This window comes from Candidatus Palauibacter sp., assembly GCF_965197445.1.
GTDB lineage: Bacteria > Gemmatimonadota > Gemmatimonadetes > Palauibacterales > Palauibacteraceae > Palauibacter.
Window position 1 is genome coordinate 1447913 of the sequence record NZ_CBDANE010000005.1, and the last position, 17126, is coordinate 1465038.

Genomic DNA, 17126 nt, shown 5'->3' on the forward strand with positions numbered 1-17126 from the left:
CGCGCTGGATATCGGATTGGGGCGGCGCTAAGCTCCCCGCGACTTGACGGAAGAAAGGGCGGACCATGCCGGCAGGGGTGCCTGACAAAGCGGCGCGCGGCGTCCTGCTCGCCATACTGGTGGCCGTCTGGCTCACGGGCTGTGGGGGCGAAGGACAGCGGACGCTCTCCATCGCAACGGGAAACACGAACGGCCTCTACTACCCGCTCGGGGGCGGGCTGGCGTCGATATGGTCCCGGCACGTCGACGGCGTGAACATGAAGGCCGAGACCACCGCCGGCTCCGTCACGAACCTCATCCAGGTCGCCAAGGGCGAGAGCGAGGTCGGCTTCACGCAGGCGGACGCCCTCGCCGCCGCGCTGGCCGGAGCGGGGCGCTTTCCCGAACCCATGCCGCTCACGTCGATCGGCAAACTCTATCCCAACGTCGTGCACCTGGTGACGCTCCGGAGCACGGGGATCGAATCCGTGCAGGATCTCCGCGGGCGCCGCGTGTCCGTCGGCCCGCCGGGATCGGGGAATGCGGTCACCGCCTGGAACGTGCTCGAGGCCATGGGCATCGGTGAGTCAGACTTCACCGTCCGGCAACTCAACTACGCGCAGATGTCGAACGGCCTCAAGGACGGGACGCTCGACGCGGGGTTCATCGCCGGCGGAGTGGGAATGCCCGCCGTGGTCGAGATCGCGGTGTCGCGGGAGATGGTCCTCGTGCCGTTCACGGACGACGAGATCGCGACGATCGTCCGTGCGGAGCCCGCCTATTCCAGGTTCGACATGCCGCCGGGTGTCTACCGCGGCGTGGATGAGCCGGTGCTGACCCCGACCCTCTGGAACCTCCTCGTGGTGTCGCGCTCGATGGATGAGGGGCTCGCCTACGATCTCACGCGGACCATGCTCGAGCGCCGCGGGGACCTCGAGAACATCTCCAGCGTCGCGAGCTTCATCACGCCCGCATCGGCCCGGGACGTGGGCGACTTCCCGATCCATCCGGGGGCGAGGCGCTACTACGACGAAGTCCTGGGAGGCGAAGTGCCGGGTTCCGGCGGCCGTTGACGACCGAAAAGCTGCCCTGGCGGTACATCCTCTTCGCCCTGGCGATCGGGCTCTCCCTGTTTCAGCTCTGGCAGAGCACGTCGGGCATGCTCTCCGCCACGCTGGCTCGACCCATCCACCTCGCCTGGGTCATCGTCCTCACCTTCCTCGCCAAGCCCTCGTGGACGCGGGAAGGGGCCGCCCCGCGCTGGTGCCTGTGGCTCGACGCCGCCCTCGCGCTCGCCGCCCTCTACTGCGGCTGGGTGATCGTCGGCTTCGACTACCGGGGGGTGGACCACATCCTGTACGGACTCGGCACCCACGACCTGATCGTGGGACTGGTGTTCGTGGTCCTCCTGTTCGAGGCGACGCGCCGGGCCGTGGGCTGGGTGATGGTCGCCGTGGGGCTGGTCTTCCTTCTCTACGCGGCGCTGGGGCACCTGCTCCCGGAGGTGGTCGCGAACCGCGGCTTCAGCGTCGAGCGGATTCTGCGTTTCCAGATCTTCACGGGCGCCGGGCTGTTCGGGACCCCACTCGGGATCGCGGCCGGAACCGTGTTCATCTTCGTCCTGTTCGGCGCCTTCCTGGAGGTGACGGGGGCGGGGCGGTTCTTCATCGACCTCGCATTCGCCGCCGCCGGCCGCTTCCGGGGGGGACCGGCCAAGGCGAGCGTGATCGCCTCGGCCGCCATGGGGTCGATCTCGGGTTCGGCGATCGCGAACACCGTGACGACGGGCGCGCTTACGATTCCGATGATGAAGAAGCTCGGCTACCGCTCGGAGCAGGCGGGCGGGATCGAGGCGGCCGCGTCAACGGGCGGCCAGATCATGCCGCCGATCATGGGCGCCGGCGCCTTCATCATGGCCGACTTCACGAACACGCCCTACCGGGAGATCGTCGGGCTCTCCATCGGCCCGGCCATCCTCTACTTCGGGTGCACGCTTCTCTTCGTTCACCTCATGGCGCTGAAGCTCGGCCTGCGCGGGATGTCGAACCCGCCCGCCGTGAGGCGCACGCTCAGGGAGGGGGTCCACTTCCTGCTCCCGCTCGGGCTCGTGGTGGCGCTGCTGCTGCTCAACTACTCACCGCCGCTGGTGGGAGCCGTCGGCTGCCTCGCGGTCGTCGTCACGGGGATGGCCCGAAAGAGGACGAGGGTCGGGTGGCGGACGATCCTCGAGGGGCTCCGGGCGGGAGCCGTCATGGCGCTGCCGATCTCGCTCGCGTGTGCGACCGCCGGGATCGTGGTCGGGGTCATCGGCCAGACCGGAATCGGCCTCCAGTTCACCGAGTCCGTCGTGCAGGCGGCCGGCGGCCAGCTCTGGCTCGCCCTCATCTTCATCGCGCTCGCGGCGCTCGTTCTCGGGATGGGACTACCGGTGACCGCGGCCTACATCGTGATCTCGGTCATGGCCGCGCCCGCCCTGGAAGGGCTGGGGCTCTCTCTCCTCGTCGCGCACATGATCATCTTCTGGCTCTCGCAGACGTCGAACGTGACGCCGCCCATCGCGCTGGCCGCCTTCGCCGGCGCCGGGGTCGCGGGGGCGCCTCCCATGCGGACCGCGACCCAGGCCGTGAAGCTCTCCCTCGGCTTCTTCATCGTGCCGGCCATGATGGCGTATTCGGCGCTCATCCTGGTGGAGGGGACCTCCGTGACGGAGTTCGTCTTCGCCATCGTCAGCACGGTGGCGCTCGTCTCGGTCGTGGCGTACGCGATCGAGGGATTTGCCCTGGTCGCGTGCAGCGTCGTCGAACGTGCGCTGTTCGTGCTGGCGGCCGCGCTCATCCTGGTTCCGAACGACCCGGTGCGGATCGCGGGCGTGCTGCTGGGCGCCGCCGTGTTCGCCCTCCACGCCCGGAACAGCCGCGGGAGGCGGGAGGCGCCGCAGGCTCGCTAGTCTTAGTCTAAGCCAGGAGTCCGACCTGAGGTTCCTGCCTGGGGGGTTGTTGCTGGAAGTCTCCTCGACGACGACGACCCCGACGCCGCCGAGGCCCAACGCGTGAAGCCTTAAGCCAATTCAAAATCAGACTTTCAATTGGCATAGGCCGACACAGGGGCAGGGAGACTCCCATGATGGCTCGAGATCTCGCGCCGGTGAGCAACCATCCTGAGATCCAGAACCAGCGCCGGCGGGCGTCGGCGCCACGGGCGTCAGCCCTCGCGGGCCTCCGCGGCCGCCCGCCGCATCGCCTTCTTCCGCTCGCTCGGGTCGAGCAGGCGCTTGCGGAGGCGGATGGCGTCGGGTGTCACCTCGATCAGCTCGTCGTCGTTGATGAACTCGAGCGCCAGTTCCAGCGTCAGCCCGCGTGGCGGCTCCAGCCGGACGTGCTCATCGGCGGCCGCGGCCCGCATGTTCGTGAGTCTCTTGCCCTTGGACACGTTGACCTCGAGGTCGCCGGGGCGGACGTGCTCCCCCACGATCATCCCGCCGTAGACCTCGACGCCGGGCCCGACCAGCATTTCGGCCCGCTCCTGCAGATTGAAGAGAGCGAAGGCCACCGATCCCCGGGCGGTCGGCGACCAGCACCCCCGTCCGCCGGTGCTCGAGATGGCCCGCACGGGGTCCGTACTCGAGGAACCGGTGGTGCAACTGGCCCTCGCCGCGCGTGTCGGTGAGGAACTCGGAGCGGTATCCGAACAGGCCGCGTGAAGGGAGCCTGAAGTCGAGCCGCACCGGGCCCTGGTCCGTCGGCCGCATCGACAGGAGTTCCGCTCTCCGGCTCCCCATCTTCTCCATCACCACGCCGACCATCTGCGCGGGGACTTCGACCACGGCCTCTTCGTACGGCTCGAGGATCTCGCCGTCGGGACCCTCGCGCAGGATGACGCGTGGCCGCGATACGGAGAACTCGTATCCCTCGCGCCGCATCGTTTCCATGAGGATGGTGAGATGGAGTTCTCCCCGGCCCGAGACGGCGAAGGTGTCGGGCGACTCCGTGGGCTCGACGCGGAGGGCGACATTCCGCTCCAGCTCGCGGAAGAGGCGCTCGCGCAGCTGTCGCGTGGTGAGGTACTTCCCCGTCCGTCCGGCGAACGGGGCGTCGTTGACCCGGAAGTCGACCGCGAGGGTGGGCCGCTCGACGGCAATCCCCCGCAGACGCTCCCGGTGGTCGGGGTCGGCCACCGTCTGGCCGATTTCCACCCCCTCGAGCCCCGCCAGCGCCACGATCTCTCCGGCGCTCGCGCGCGGCATCTCGATCCGTTTCAGCCCTTCGAAGCCGTAGATCCGGAGTACGCGGGACGGGATCGCCTCCTCGGCCGGGACGGGCCCCGGCTCTCCGAGCGGAAGCAGTACCACACGATCCCCCTCGGCGACCGCGCCCCGCTCGATGCGGCCGATCGCGATGCGGCCGACGTAGGCGGAGTGATCCAGGGTCGAAGCCAGCATCTGGAACGGCCCCGCGGCGTCGCCCGCCGGGGCGGGGACGCCGGAAACGATCGTCTCGAACAGCGGCTCCAGATCTCCCCCCCGCGCCTCGATCTCCCGCGCCGCCCATCCCTCCCTCCCGCTCGCGTACAGGAACGGCGCGTCCAGCTGGGCTTCGGTGGCGTCCAGCTCGAGAAACAGCTCCAGCACGGCGTCGTGCACTTCGGCCGCGCGCTGCCCGGACCGGTCGACCTTGTTGATTACGACGATGGGCGCGAGACCCAGTGCGAGGGCCTTCCGCGTCACGAAACGCGTCTGCGGCATGGGGCCCTCGGCCGCGTCCACCAGCAGGAGCACGCCCTCCACCATCCTCAGGATACGCTCGACCTCGCCCCCGAAATCCGCGTGGCCCGGCGTGTCGACGATGTTGATGCGGGTCTCGCCCCAGCGCACCGCCGTGTTCTTGGACAGGATCGTGATCCCGCGCTCCCGCTCCAGCGGGTTGGAGTCCATGACCCGGTCCTCGACCCGCTCGTGAGACTGGAAGGCGCCCGCCTGCCGAAGCATGTGATCGACGAGGGTTGTCTTCCCGTGATCGACATGGGCGATGATCGCGATGTTCCTGATGTCCCGCCGCGGGAACGTCAAACGGGCCTCGGTGTTCTCGTGGTCCTTCTCGTGGTCGTGCTGGGGGAGGGGATCCTACGCGTCCGGCTCCGAACCACCAAGCCGGGCTGCGAGTTACTGTGCATCGTTACGCGGGGTTTGCTAGATTGCCGCGGCAACCTTCCAGGCACGGAGAGTACGCTGGTTGTTTCGAAGCTGAAGCGCTGCATGGTCCTTGTCGGCGTCGTCCTGTTCGCCGCCGGCTGCGCGGATACGACGCGCCCCGAATCCGTCTTCATGGGCACGCTCAACGTCGTCGTGACGGACGATGGCGTGGGGAGTCCCGCCTCCTTCCGCGGACGGCTCAGCGCCGACCTCCGGGTATCGATCTCACGGAACGGAACGGACTGGATCTCACTCGGGGGCCCCAGGCAGGTCGATCTCGAACTGCAGTCGGCCGGGGCTGCGATCAGGCTGCACCCGGACATCGACGTTCCCGCGGGAACGTACCCGTACCTGAGATTGAACGGCGGGTGGGGCGTGGCCCGCATCGAGGGCGGCGCCGAAATCGAGGGCCGGGTGTTGCACGACCCCGTCCACCTCAGGGTGGGCGATGAACGGCTTTCGATCGAGACCCGCCTCCCGACCGCGATCTTCGTTGCGCCGGGGAGCAACATGACGCTCGCGATCGACCTCAACAGCGAGGCGTGGACCTCACCCGACAACCTCGACGCGGGCCGGGTTTCGTCGGCGGATGTGGAGACATCTCTTTCCGTCCGCGCGCACGAGAGGCTTCCCGTCCTCTTCGTCCCTCCGCCGGAGAGGCGGGCCTAGCAGCCTTGCCACGGACAGCCGGCGCGAAGCCGAAACGGTTGCTTCTGGTGGTGGGGCTCATGATGGCCTTCGTCTGGGTCACGATCTCGCTCCGCTTCCGGGATGTGGCGCCCGAACCGCCCCCCGAGCCCGCCGACCTGCGCGCGTGGGATTTTCTCGGCTGTCACCGGCTGCAGTTCGACACCTGGGTTTCGGATGACGATGGCGAACCGGCCGCTGCCGATCCGCCGGTCGTGCGATCCCTCATCCTGTTCCCCGACTCGGTGGACCAATACGGAAGGAGGATGAGCGCCCGTCGCGCCGTGCCGCTGGAGGCCGATGCGGACATGTCGGGACTGGAGACGCGCTGGTTCACTCGGGCCGACACCCTCTGGCTTATCTGGTCGAGCAGCGAGGTGCGGGGCGCCGTGGCGCTTCGCCGCAGCCGCGGCAGCATGGTCGGACGGGCGGTCGCGCGGCTACGGGGGCAAGCGGAGGCCGCGGACGCGGGGGGCGGCGGCTCGGTGCAGGCCCCGGCCTCGGCCTGGGAAGTGAATTGCCACTCGCTCCGCCCCAACCGGATCGGACCTGTCGAGCGGTAGCTGGCCGCACGGTGTTCAGAGGAACGAGGCGTCGAACCCTTCAGGAACCTCCTCGGCTTCCTCTCGCACAAGCGTGAGGATCGCCCCCTGCGGGACGACGAGATACCGGGTGCCCTCGAACGTGATCTCGACCGCGGCCTTCCTGAAGAAGAGGGCGTAGTCCCCGGGCTGCGCCTGCATGGGGAGATAGCGCGCCTCCGCCGCGCCGATCTTCCATGGCTCGTCCCCCAGCTCGGCGGGCGGTCCCACCGGCGTGCCCGGACCGACCGCGACGACCGTACCCGACTGCACGGCCTGCTTGTCGATGGCCGTGGGAGGCAGGTAGAGGCCGACGTTCGTCCGATCCTCGCCCTCCAGCGGCTCCACGAGCACGCGGTCGCCGACGACGATGAGTGTCTTCTCGCTCAAGGGCTCCAGTCCTGTTGACGTCCGGGTGTGCCGGAGGCCGGATCGGAACGATAGGTGTCCGGGGCCTGCGGGTCGACTTGGGACCGCGCTCCGGCGATGAAGCTGTCGACGCTCTCGGGGACGAACAGGTTGTCGGCGATGCGGGCGATCTCCTCCGCCTCCCGCCACCGGGCCTCGAGTTCCTTCAGTTCTCCCTCCAGCGCCGCGCGCTCGGCCTGCTCGTGCGTCGCCATCTCGATCGCCAGCCGCATGTCGACCTTGAGTCCGGCCAGCGAACCGGGAATCGGCTTCGACAGGTTCTCGATCTTCTTGCTGGACAGATTCGTTTTTCCGGAGTGCCGGAAGTCGCGGAACGCCATCTCCGCCGCCTGAGGAAGAAACGCTTCGGGGTGACCGGCCGTCTCAATCCTGGCCACGGCCGCCTGGATCGACTTGCGGGCACCCCCCCAATGGTTCGCACGGGCCATCAACTGTCCCGCGAGCCCGATCGCCTCGCTGCCGCGAACGATCATCGTATGGCGCTGGTTCTTCCGCTTGCCAGTCCGGTCCCGATTCCCCCAGCCGGGCAGGTGGTCGACCTGGAGATCCCACCCGGTCGCATCCTCCCCCGGCACGAGCCGCGACGTGTAGAGGTGTTTTCGCTGGATCCGGATCGGATCTCCCGCCTCGTCTCTGGTACGCAGAACGACGCGACGCTGCTGCCAGGCGCCGATCATGTGGCCCCAACTGCCGACGAACGCCATCGAGACACCCGCGAACATGCCGCCGGCGACGATGGCCCCGACCGCGGTCACGCCCGCGCCGGTGATGAGCATGGCCCGCCTGCGCCGTCGGCCGAACTGGTCGCCGTAGCGCCACGCCGCGAACTCCTGGCGTACGGGGTCGCCGACCCTCACGAGTTCGAGGCCCTCCTTGAGCTTAGCGAGGCCGATGTTGTCCGACGCGACGCGCATGCGCGTGGTCTCGAAAGCGCGTTCGCAGGCCTCGATGGCTTCCCAGCGTGTCTCCAGCGGCGAGAGGTTCCAGCGCTCGCAGCGCCGGCACACGACCCAGAACCGCCCCTTCGAGCCGTCGAAGGCGAGGCGGCGCCCGACCGGGAACTCCTCGATCGCCTCGTTCCGGTGGAGGTCGCCGTGGCAGAAGATGCACGTCGTATACATTCGTCTCCCTGATTCCTGCGCTGGTCCGCGGACCGCGTCGAGGGCGGCCTTCGCGTCGCTCAACAATGTCGTTGACCGCCACGGCTTGGGGTACCCACCACATGCCCCGTGTCATCGTCGGCACGCCCCGGCGACCGCCACGCCTCTCGCGCTCGGACGAGATGGGTTTGATATACAGACTTGCGATATAAAGATGATCTTTATATCATCGGTTTCGAACGCAGATTGACCCAGGCCCGTCACGCGAGACGAACCATGCAGGCCAAGCTGAGCAAGCGAATCAACGAGTTGCTGGTGCTGGCCGTTCTTGAGCGCGGGCCCGCCCACGGCTACCAGATCGCGCTCTCGGTGGAGCAACGGACGGGCGGGGCCTTCTCGTTCCAGCACGGGACGCTCTACCCGATCCTCCATCGGCTGGAAGCGGACGGGCGGGTGCGGGGCGAGTGGGGCGACGGGAACCGCAGACGAAAGACGTACGAGATCACGGACGCCGGGCGCGCCGAACTCCAGGCCGGGGCAGTCGAACTGGAGCGCCAGTTTCGCGTCCTGATCGAGCTTCTGGGCGGAACCCATGCGGCGTGAGCACCCGCTGGAGGCGGTCGAGCGCGATCTCGACGTGTCGCCGCGGCGCCGACTCGAACTGCTTGAGGAACTGGGGGCGGACGCGGAGGCCCTGCAGGCAGTGTTGGAACGTCGCGGGTACGGTCCGGCCCAGGCCCGCCGCGCCGCCTTCCGCCAGCTCCTGCCAACCGGCGAGACGCTCGCGGAACTCGAAGCGCAGCACGCGCCGCGCGTGGGCCGCTGGGCCCGTACCGCAGGATGGCTCGACCGGGTGGAACGTCTCGGCATAACAGTGGCCGCGGTCCTGGCCGGGGCGGCGGCGTGCATGACGCTGATCTCGTCGGGCCCGCTCGGCTCCGCGGTCCTTGCCTGGCCGCAGGTCGTCGTTGTCGCGCTCCTCGCCGCCAACTGGACCCTGGCCGCCAAGCGTCTCTGGATCGACGGCGACCTGCGGCCGGAACTGCGACGCCAGCTGTGGGAGCGCCAGGTCGGCCTCATTGTCGCCGCCGTCGCCCTCGGGGCGCTGGGCGCCGCCTGGGCGGGCTACAGCGCCTACGAGGCGCTCGAAGCCGAAGCCTTTGCGATGTCAGCCATCTGGGACGCCGTACGCCGCATCGTCTCCTTCGCCGCACTCGGGTTCGGCGCGGCCATCTTCGGACTCTTCGGCTGGCTCGCGATCACCCCGCGCCTCATCAGCGACGAGATGATCGAGAGGCGCATATCGACGTTCTTTGCCGGTTCAGGGCTCACACCAACCTCATTGAAGCGGAGGTAACGATGTCCTTCTTCGACCAACTGGGACTCATCCAGTATCCCATCTGGCTCGTCCTGATTCTGATGCTGGTGCAGATCGTGCGCGCGACGATCGACCTGTCTCGCCCCGGGGCCCCGGCGGCAAGCCTGCGCATCCACTCCGTCCTTGTCCTCGGTGCCCTCGCCGCGTGCCTCGGCGTCCTCGGGTCGCTGATCGGCGCCTGGATTGTCGCCGACCTTGTCTCACAGGCGAGCGAGGTGAGTGCGAGCCTCGTGTGGAGTGGGGTCCAGGTGACCATGGGCAGCTCCGTCGTCGGCTTTGTGATCCTTGGCCTGGCCTCAGTCGCCTGGCTCGCCCTCCAATACGCGGCGGCGCGCCGCCAGGAGGCCGTGTAAGGGAGCTGCGGGAGCGCGACGCGGCATCCCCCGTTGCCCCGGCCCGGCGGCCCGTTCTAGACTGAGATCCCCCGGCCGACGAGCGGCCGGATGAGTCCCGTTCTGGAGCTCCGCCGGCGCTCCCGCCGGCACAGGATCAGGAGTGGCCGCATGAAGCGCATCTCCGTGACCGTGAACGGGGTTCGGCATGAGGCGGACGTCGAACCCCGCACCCTCCTCGTTCATTTTCTCCGCGAACAACTGGAACTGACCGGCACGAACGTGGGCTGCGATACGTCCTCGTGTGGCGCCTGTACGGTGCTCATGGACGGGCAGTCCGTGAAGTCGTGTACGGTGCTCGCGGTCCAGGCCGACGGCCAGGAGGTGGCCACCGTCGAGGGTCTCGCCTCGAACGGCGACTGGCACCCGATCCAGAAGGCGTTCCACGAGAACCACGGCCTCCAGTGCGGCTTCTGTACGCCGGGGATGATGATGGCCGCGGTCGGCTATCTGGATGAGAACCCCTCGCCGACGGAGGGGGAGGTTCGGCTGGCGCTGGAGGGCAACCTCTGCCGCTGCACCGGCTACCACAACATCGTCAAGGCGGTGCTCGCCGCTGCCGACGATATGGGCGCCTAGAGGCGGGGAGAGAGAGACATGGCGACGGCTGAAAAATACGTAGGCGGAGGGGTCCCCCGGAAAGAGGATCCCAAGCTTCTCACCGGGCAGGGCCAGTTCGTGGAAGGCCTGAATCTGCCGGGAATGCTTCATGTGGCGCTCGTGCGGAGCCCGTTCGGAGCCGCACGGATCAACGGGGTGGATACGTCCGCCGCCGCGGCCGCGGATGGCGTCGTGGCCGCGTACAGTGGGGCCGATCTGGCGGGAGAATGGGCGGCGGGGCTGCCCATGGCGTGGCCCGTGACGGACGACATCCGGATCCCGGATCACTGGCCGGTGGCGCAGGACGCGGTGCGCTACGTGGGCGACGCGGTGGCGGTCGTCGTGGCGACCAGCCGCAACGCGGCGCTCGACGCGGCCGAACTGGTGGATGTCGACTACGAGGTACTCCAGGCGGTCGTGGGCGTGGAAGCGGCGCTGGCGGAGGACGCGCCCCGCGTGCACGAGTCGTTCGACGACAACAAGAGCTACACCTGGGCCCTGACAAACGGTGACGTGGACGCCGCCTTCGCCAAGGCCGACGTCGTCGTCAGGGAACGCTACACGCAGCCCCGGCTGATCCCGAACGCGATGGAACCACGCGCGGTCGTCGTGCAGTCGGTTCCCGCGGCGGGCGACTTCACCGTGTGGTCGACCACGCAGATCCCCCATGTGGCGAAGGTGCTGTTCGCGCTCACGCTGGGGATTCCCGAGTCGCAGATCCGCGTGATCGCGCCGGATGTCGGCGGCGGGTTCGGGTCGAAGCTCAACGTGTACGCGGAGGAAGCCCTCTGCATCGCCCTCGCGCGCCGGCTCCGCAGGCCGGTCAAGTGGGTGGCGGGCCGGAGTGAGGGATACGTCGCCACGATCCACGGGCGGGACCAGGTGCAGGAGATCGAGATCGCGGCGACCTCGGACGGCACGATTCTGGGATACCGCGTGAACATTCTCGCGGCCATGGGCGCGTATCTGCAGCTCGTGGCGCCGGGTGTCCCGCTTCTCGGGGCCTTCCTCTACTGCGGTTGCTACGGTGGGGAGGCATACCACTTCGAGTGCACGGGCGTGTTCACGAACACGACGCCGACGGACGCCTATCGCGGCGCAGGCCGGCCTGAAGCCACCTACGCGATCGAGCGGGCCATCGATTCGCTGGCGCGCGAAGTGGGGGTGGACCCGGTGGAGATCCGGCGGCGGAACTTCCTCCCGGCGGGCGACATGGTGCAGAGCCCGGGCGGCCTCGCCTTCGACTCGGCGAACTACGAGCCGGCGCTGGACCGTGCCGTTGAACTGCTGGACTACGACGGGTTCCGGAGCGACCAGGCGGAGCGCAGGGAGAGCGGGGCGGGCAAGCAGATCGGCGTCGGGTTCTCCTCCTACGTGGAAATCTGCGGGCTCGCGCCCTCTCAGGTGCTTGCCTCGCTCAAGTACGCAGCGGGCGGCTGGGACGCGGCCACGGTGCGGATGCTGCCGACCGGGAAGGCGGAGGTCGTGACGGGCAGCTCGCCACATGGCCAGGGACACGTGACCTCATGGTCCCAGATCGCGGCTGACGCGCTCGGGATTCCCTACGAGGATGTCACGGTGCTGCACGGCGATACGCACGTCGCGCCCCACGGGATGAACACCTACGGCAGCCGGAGCCTCGCGGTGGCCGGGGTCGCGGTCTACAACGCCTGTGGCCGGGTCGTCGACAAGGCGCGGCGGCTGGCCGCGCACCTGCTCGAGGTCGCGCCCGAGGATCTCGACTACGAGGCGGGGACGTTCTCGGTGAAGGGGGTTCCGGACCGCACGAAGTCGATGCCCGAACTCGCCTTTGCGGCGTGGACCGCGCACAGCCTGCCGGAGGGCTCGGAGCCCGGGCTCGAAGCGGGCTGCGTGTACGATCCGCCGAACTTCACCTTCCCCTTCGGTACGCATGTTGCCGTGGTCGAGGTGGACACCGATACCGGCGCGGTGGAACTCGTCCGCTATATTGCGGTGGACGACTGCGGGCCGGTGATCAACCCTGTCATCGTGGACGGACAGGTGCACGGCGGGGTCGCGCAGGGTATCGCGGCGGCGCTGTACGAAGAGGCGACCTACGCCGAGGACGGCACGCTCGAGACGTCCTCGATGATCAACTATCTCGTGCCGTCGGCGGCCGAGTTCCCCTTCTTCGAGACGGATCGGACGGTGACGCCGAGCACCTCGAACCCGATGGGGGTGAAGGGGATCGGCGAGGCGGGGACGATCGGTTCCGCGCCGGCGGTCATCAACGCGGTCGTGGACGCGCTCGCGCATCTCGGCGTGGCGGACATCCCGATGCCGGCGACGCCGGAACGCGTATGGCGCGCAATCCAGGCTGCCCAGGGAGGTGACGCATGATTCCGGCTTCGTTCGAGTACGAGCGCGCGGCCTCTCTCGATGAGGCCCTGAGTCTGCTCGCCGAAGGAGGAGAGGACGCGCGGCCGCTGGCCGGCGGACATTCGCTGCTTCCGCTCATGCGGCTGCGCCTGGCCCGGCCGACGCTGCTGGTGGACATCGGCGGGCTCGATGAACTGCGGGGCGTGCACGCGGATGGGGACTCGGTCTCGATCGGCGCCCTGACGACGCACCATGAGCTTGCGGGCGCGTCCGAACTGACGGGCGGCTGCGGTCTCATCGCGCAGGTGGCGGAGGGGATCGGCGACCCGCAGGTGCGGCACCGGGGCACGATCGGCGGCTCCGTCGCGCACGCGGACCCGGCTTCGGACCTTCCCGCCGCGCTCCTGGCACTCGACGCGGTGATCTCGGTGGCGGGGAGCGGCGGCATGCGTTCCGTGGCCGCGGCCGACTACTTCGTCGGGCCGTTCATGCCGGCCATGGACTCCGGTGAGATCGTGACCGGGATCCGGGTGCCGCGAAAGGACGGGTGGGGCAGCGCGTACCACAAGTTCCAGCGGCGCGCGCAGGACTGGGCGATCGTCGGAGTCGCCGCGGTCGTGCATTGGAGCGACGGGATCGCGGGGGCCGCGATCGGCCTCACGAACATGGGCGGTACGCCGCTGCGGGCGCACGCGGTCGAGGCCGCCCTCGCCGGCACCTCCGAGAAGGCCGAGATCATGGCGGCGGTCTCGAAGGTGTCGGAACTCGAGACGCCCCCGGCGGATGAGAACGCGAGTTCGGAGTTCCGCCTGCACCTCGCGGAGGTGCTGATCCGGCGCGCCGTCGCCGAGGCGGCCGGCTGCCCCGGGATGAAACGTTAGCCCGGCTCTCTATACACTGCACACACTGCGCGCGTGGGCGGTCCGTCGCGGGGGATCGTGACGCAGGTCCCCCGAATGGGGGATTGCCAAGACTTTCTCGGGCGATAAACGTTTGTAGGTACGCACTTTGCCGGTCTCATTCGCTCATCCCCTCCGACAGGGAGAGGCACCGCGGAAGACCGGGAAGACCTGCAGTCCACCGACATCAGGGCGCGCGACGTTCCACGCCAGAACTGAGACGAACATCTATCTCACTCCGCCACGGCGGCGCGATCGTCACTAAGGAGCCAACATCAAGAAGACAACTGTCAGCCGCCGGAACTTTCTCGTCCGGGGTAGTGGCGCCCTGGTCTCTCTCTCCCTGGGCACTGGCTGCTCGGACAACGGGATGGGTCCGGTCGTCAGTGTGCCCCCTGCGCCCCCGCCCGCGCCTCCCCCCGCGCCACCGCCGCCCCCGCCGCCGCCACCGCCACCGCCGCCGCCCCCACCCGAAGATCGGGTCGACGTGATCGTGGTGGGCGCCGGTCTGTCCGGGCTGGTCGCCGCATACGAGTTGGTCCGGGCGGGGCACGATGTCCGGGTTCTGGAAGCAAGAAACGCAGCCGGGGGCCGGGCGCAGACACTTCGCGAGCCCTTCGACGACGGGCTCATCGCCGAATCCGGCCCGGCCCGTATCCCACCCGACCATGATCGAACGCTCGGCTACATCGACCACTTCGGCATCGAGACATCTCCCTTCTATACGCAGGAAGGTGAGTACCTCGTCGTTCCCGAGCAGGGCGACCGCTACCGGGAGACGCCGGGCGTGTTCCTCGGTGGGGGGCGGGACACGTGGCTCAAGATTCCGGCTGGGACCGATGCCTTGCCGATGGCGTTCGCCGAAGCGCTCGGAGACCGTGTGCGGTACGGCTCGCCGGTGACGAGGGTGGTCCGGGATGAGGCCGGGGTGGTGGCCACCTACGGAACCGGCGACGCCGCGGAGGAACTGAAGGGCGGCCACCTCATCTGCACCGTCCCCCTCCCCGTCATCGACAGGATCGTGTTCGACCCCATCCTCTCGGAAGCGAAGCGAGCGGCCTTCGAAGCCACTGCCTACGAGGACGTCACTCGGGTCTACGTCCAGTATGCGGAACGAAATTGGGAGGGCGACGGCTTGAACGGATGGGGGTTGTCGTTTGTGGGGGGGTTCTCGGAAATATGGCATCCCACCTGGAATCAGCCGGGGCCTCGGGGAATTCTGATGTCCTACATGTTCGGAGACATGGCGCGCACGGTCGCGGCGATGGAGCCCGGCACCATCGTGCCCGACTTCATCGATCGCTTTGATGGCTTCTTCCCCGGCTCGCGCGAGGTCGCGGAGCGCGGAACCCACTTCGCGTGGGAGCACCAGCCCTGGATTGGGGCGGCCTACACCCAGTACGATCCCCCGTTTGCGGAGCACCCGGAACTGGCATCACCCGAGGGCCCCATTCACTTCGCTGGCGAGCACGCCTCGGGGGAGCGGGGGTGGATGCAGGGAGCCCTCCAGTCGGGCCTGCGGGCTGCCTCGGAGATCGATGCGACGGTGACGGGGGAGCGCTCCGGCGCGGTCGTGGCAATCTCGCGGCGGCGGATGGTGCGCCGTTTCGCGGCTGGCCTCCATGCGCCGGAATGGTTGGCGGTGTAACGCCATTCTGGCCATTTCCTGCGGGGGGGGGCGGCCTTTCGCTCCACCACACGTTGCAGGGCGCCTGATCGACCGCTAGTTGCCTCCGCTCACTCCGGCCGGGCGGGGCGCCACCGCAGTGCCCTCCCAGTCGGGGTCGGCGGCGCCGATCCAGATGCCCGCCTCCGCGTCGTACTGGAGGCCGTGGATGCGACCGAATGCGCCTTGACGCGGCGTAGCCGTGATATCGAACCCCATCGTGCGGAACGCCGCGACAGCGGCCTCGGACCACCCGTCCTCCGGCGCCGCCTCCACGGCGAAGCCCGAGAACCCCTCGGGGCCCATGTTCGGGTGCACGCGCGGGGCGGCGAGCGCGGCCGGCAGCGCCAGACCGTCATCGACCACGCGCGTCACGGCCTGGACGACGGCCGAAATGATCCGAATGCCGCCGGCGGCCCCGAGGACGAGGAGCGGTTCGCCGTCGTCGAACACCATGAAAGGTGTGATCCCCGATCGGGCGCGCTCGCCGGGTTCGCTGATCCCGAGGTACCCGCCCAGCGTCACCGCGTAGAGGAATCCGAGTCCGGGCGTCGCGACCTTCGAACCCATACCCGGGCCGATCGTCTGCGTGAGGGCGACGGCCATGCCGTTCCCGTCGGCGGCCGACAGGTGTGTCGTGTGCCCTTCGTCCGGCGGCAGATGGAGGTCCGCACCCACGCCGGCGAGCGCGAGGCTCCGACCTGCCGGCGGTGTCCCCGAGCCTGACCGGGAGCCCGACTCGAGGCTGGCGGCGGCGGGCACCGTTACCTGCTCGGCAAGCTCTCGCGCGAAGACCTTCGATGTGACACGGACGGCCGACGAGTCCGAACTGTCCCGTCGATATTCCGTCATCGCGAGGGCCAGGGACTGGGCGATCACGGAGGCCCAGGCTTCGTCGCTCATGCCGTCGGGATCGAAGACTTCAGCGATCTGGAGCGCCAGGATCGCGATCGCGCCCGAAGCCGGGATGTCCGAGCCGACGATCTCGAACCCTCGATACGAGCCCCGCACGATCCGTGAATCCTCCGCCCGGTACGCGGCCAGAGCCTCGCGCGTGAGGAAGCCGCCGTTGGCCGCCATGTCCTCGGCGATGCGGGCCGCGATCTCGCCACGGTAGAAGGCCTCGGCGCCGCCCAGAGAGATCGCCCTCAAGGTCGAGGCCATATCGGACTGCACGAGCCGGTCTCCGGGGTCGTGCGGGGATCCGTCCGGCCTCAGGTAGTAGCGCCGCGCCCCCTCCGACTCGGCGACCTGGTCACGCGATGCGGACTGGCGCCGCGCCTCGCCGGGCAGCAGCCGGAATCCGTGTCCCGCGTAGTCGATCGCCGGGGCCATGACTGTGGTGAGCGGCAGGGATCCGTACTCCTCGTGCAGGCGCATCAGCCCGGCAACGGTGCCGGGCACGCCGACCGTGGGGTAGCCGTAGGCCGCGCGCGGCGCCGTCGCCGGGTCGTATCCGAGAGGGACCGACGTCGTCCCATCGATGCCGGCGACGATGCCGTCGGCCGTACGAATCAGGATCTGATTCCGTCCTCCGATACTGTTCATGCTCGGTTCGACGACGGAGATGGCGAAGGCCGCGGCCACAGCCGCGTCGGCGGCGTTCCCGCCAAGCTCGAGCATCCGAGCCCCGGCGGCGGCGGCGAGAGGCTGCGCCGCGACGACGACCCCATCAGGCGACCTTGCCACCTGGGGCGCGCTCTGCGCCCATATCCAGGCCGGCAGCGCTGCAAGGGCGAACGTTGCACCAACCGTTGCGGTGCGGACTCGAATACCTGTCTTCATCTGTCCTCCGTCGCTTTCATCGCGGGGTAGCAGGAGAGAGAAACTTGCGTTCCGTACGAGCCGTGACTAGAGTCCGAGCCGCGTTGACAAAAAAGTTAAACA

Annotated in this window: 14 protein-coding genes and 1 pseudogene; 11 read left to right on the forward strand and 4 right to left on the reverse strand. The window is 68.9% G+C overall.

Annotated features, from left to right (window positions below):
* The first annotated feature begins 77 nt into the window (after positions 1-77).
* Together ACN9M6_RS13665 and ACN9M6_RS13670 are read left to right on the forward strand one after the other, a co-directional pair.
* Positions 78-1052, forward strand: coding sequence for a TAXI family TRAP transporter solute-binding subunit (locus ACN9M6_RS13665; RefSeq protein ID WP_419163441.1), 975 nt, complete (start codon positions 78-80; stop codon positions 1050-1052).
* The gene (locus ACN9M6_RS13670) at positions 1049-2926 is read left to right on the forward strand and encodes a TRAP transporter permease (protein ID WP_419163442.1); all 1878 of its coding nucleotides are present in this window, start codon (positions 1049-1051) and stop codon (positions 2924-2926) included. The genes ACN9M6_RS13665 and ACN9M6_RS13670 overlap by 4 nt, the downstream gene beginning before the upstream one ends.
* A gap of 254 nt (positions 2927-3180) precedes the next feature.
* Here the strand turns inward: ACN9M6_RS13670 and typA are convergent.
* A pseudogene (gene typA, locus ACN9M6_RS13675) lies at positions 3181-5044 on the reverse strand (translational GTPase TypA).
* 186 nt (positions 5045-5230) lie between these two features.
* Here typA and ACN9M6_RS13680 point away from each other — a divergent pair.
* A complete protein-coding gene (locus ACN9M6_RS13680) occupies positions 5231-5836 on the forward strand; it encodes a hypothetical protein (protein WP_419163443.1) in 606 nt (201 codons plus the stop codon).
* 5 nt (positions 5837-5841) lie between these two features.
* Positions 5842-6417 (forward strand): hypothetical protein, encoded by a 576-nt coding sequence (locus ACN9M6_RS13685; RefSeq protein WP_419163444.1) that lies wholly within the window; start codon positions 5842-5844, stop codon positions 6415-6417.
* A 15-nt stretch (positions 6418-6432) separates the two neighbouring features.
* Here the strand turns inward: ACN9M6_RS13685 and ACN9M6_RS13690 are convergent, their stop codons facing one another.
* Positions 6433-6825: a co-chaperone GroES gene (locus tag ACN9M6_RS13690; protein WP_419163445.1), complete on the reverse strand. Its 393-nt coding sequence runs from the start codon at positions 6823-6825 to the stop codon at positions 6433-6435.
* Positions 6822-7985: a hypothetical protein gene (locus ACN9M6_RS13695; protein ID WP_419163446.1), complete on the reverse strand. Its 1164-nt coding sequence runs from the start codon at positions 7983-7985 to the stop codon at positions 6822-6824. Before ACN9M6_RS13695 ends, ACN9M6_RS13690 begins: the two co-directional genes overlap by 4 nt.
* A gap of 255 nt (positions 7986-8240) precedes the next feature.
* Here ACN9M6_RS13695 and ACN9M6_RS13700 point away from each other — a divergent pair, with 255 nt between their 5' ends.
* From ACN9M6_RS13700 to ACN9M6_RS13730, 7 genes are all read left to right on the forward strand, one after another.
* Positions 8241-8567, forward strand: coding sequence for a PadR family transcriptional regulator (locus tag ACN9M6_RS13700; protein ID WP_419163447.1), 327 nt, complete (start codon positions 8241-8243; stop codon positions 8565-8567).
* Positions 8557-9321, forward strand: coding sequence for a hypothetical protein (locus ACN9M6_RS13705; protein ID WP_419163448.1), 765 nt, complete (start codon positions 8557-8559; stop codon positions 9319-9321). Before ACN9M6_RS13700 ends, ACN9M6_RS13705 begins: the two co-directional genes overlap by 11 nt.
* 2 nt (positions 9322-9323) lie before the next feature.
* Positions 9324-9695 (forward strand): hypothetical protein, encoded by a 372-nt coding sequence (locus tag ACN9M6_RS13710; RefSeq protein WP_419163449.1) that lies wholly within the window; start codon positions 9324-9326, stop codon positions 9693-9695.
* A gap of 150 nt (positions 9696-9845) precedes the next feature.
* Positions 9846-10313 (forward strand): (2Fe-2S)-binding protein, encoded by a 468-nt coding sequence (locus ACN9M6_RS13715; RefSeq protein ID WP_419163450.1) that lies wholly within the window; start codon positions 9846-9848, stop codon positions 10311-10313.
* An 18-nt stretch (positions 10314-10331) separates the two neighbouring features.
* A complete protein-coding gene (locus ACN9M6_RS13720; protein ID WP_419163451.1) occupies positions 10332-12695 on the forward strand; it encodes a xanthine dehydrogenase family protein molybdopterin-binding subunit in 2364 nt (787 codons plus the stop codon).
* Positions 12692-13555 carry an FAD binding domain-containing protein gene (locus tag ACN9M6_RS13725; RefSeq protein ID WP_419163452.1) on the forward strand — a complete coding sequence of 288 codons (864 nt, stop codon included), beginning with the start codon at positions 12692-12694 and terminating at the stop codon, positions 13553-13555. The genes ACN9M6_RS13720 and ACN9M6_RS13725 overlap by 4 nt, the downstream gene beginning before the upstream one ends.
* A gap of 388 nt (positions 13556-13943) precedes the next feature.
* Complete coding sequence (locus ACN9M6_RS13730; RefSeq protein ID WP_419163453.1) at positions 13944-15221, forward strand: flavin monoamine oxidase family protein; 1278 nt, start codon at positions 13944-13946, stop codon at positions 15219-15221.
* Positions 15222-15296: 75 nt separating this feature from the next.
* Here ACN9M6_RS13730 and ACN9M6_RS13735 read toward each other — a convergent pair whose 3' ends face one another.
* Positions 15297-17024 carry a gamma-glutamyltransferase gene (locus tag ACN9M6_RS13735; RefSeq protein WP_419163454.1) on the reverse strand — a complete coding sequence of 576 codons (1728 nt, stop codon included), beginning with the start codon at positions 17022-17024 and terminating at the stop codon, positions 15297-15299.
* Positions 17025-17126 lie beyond the last annotated feature (102 nt).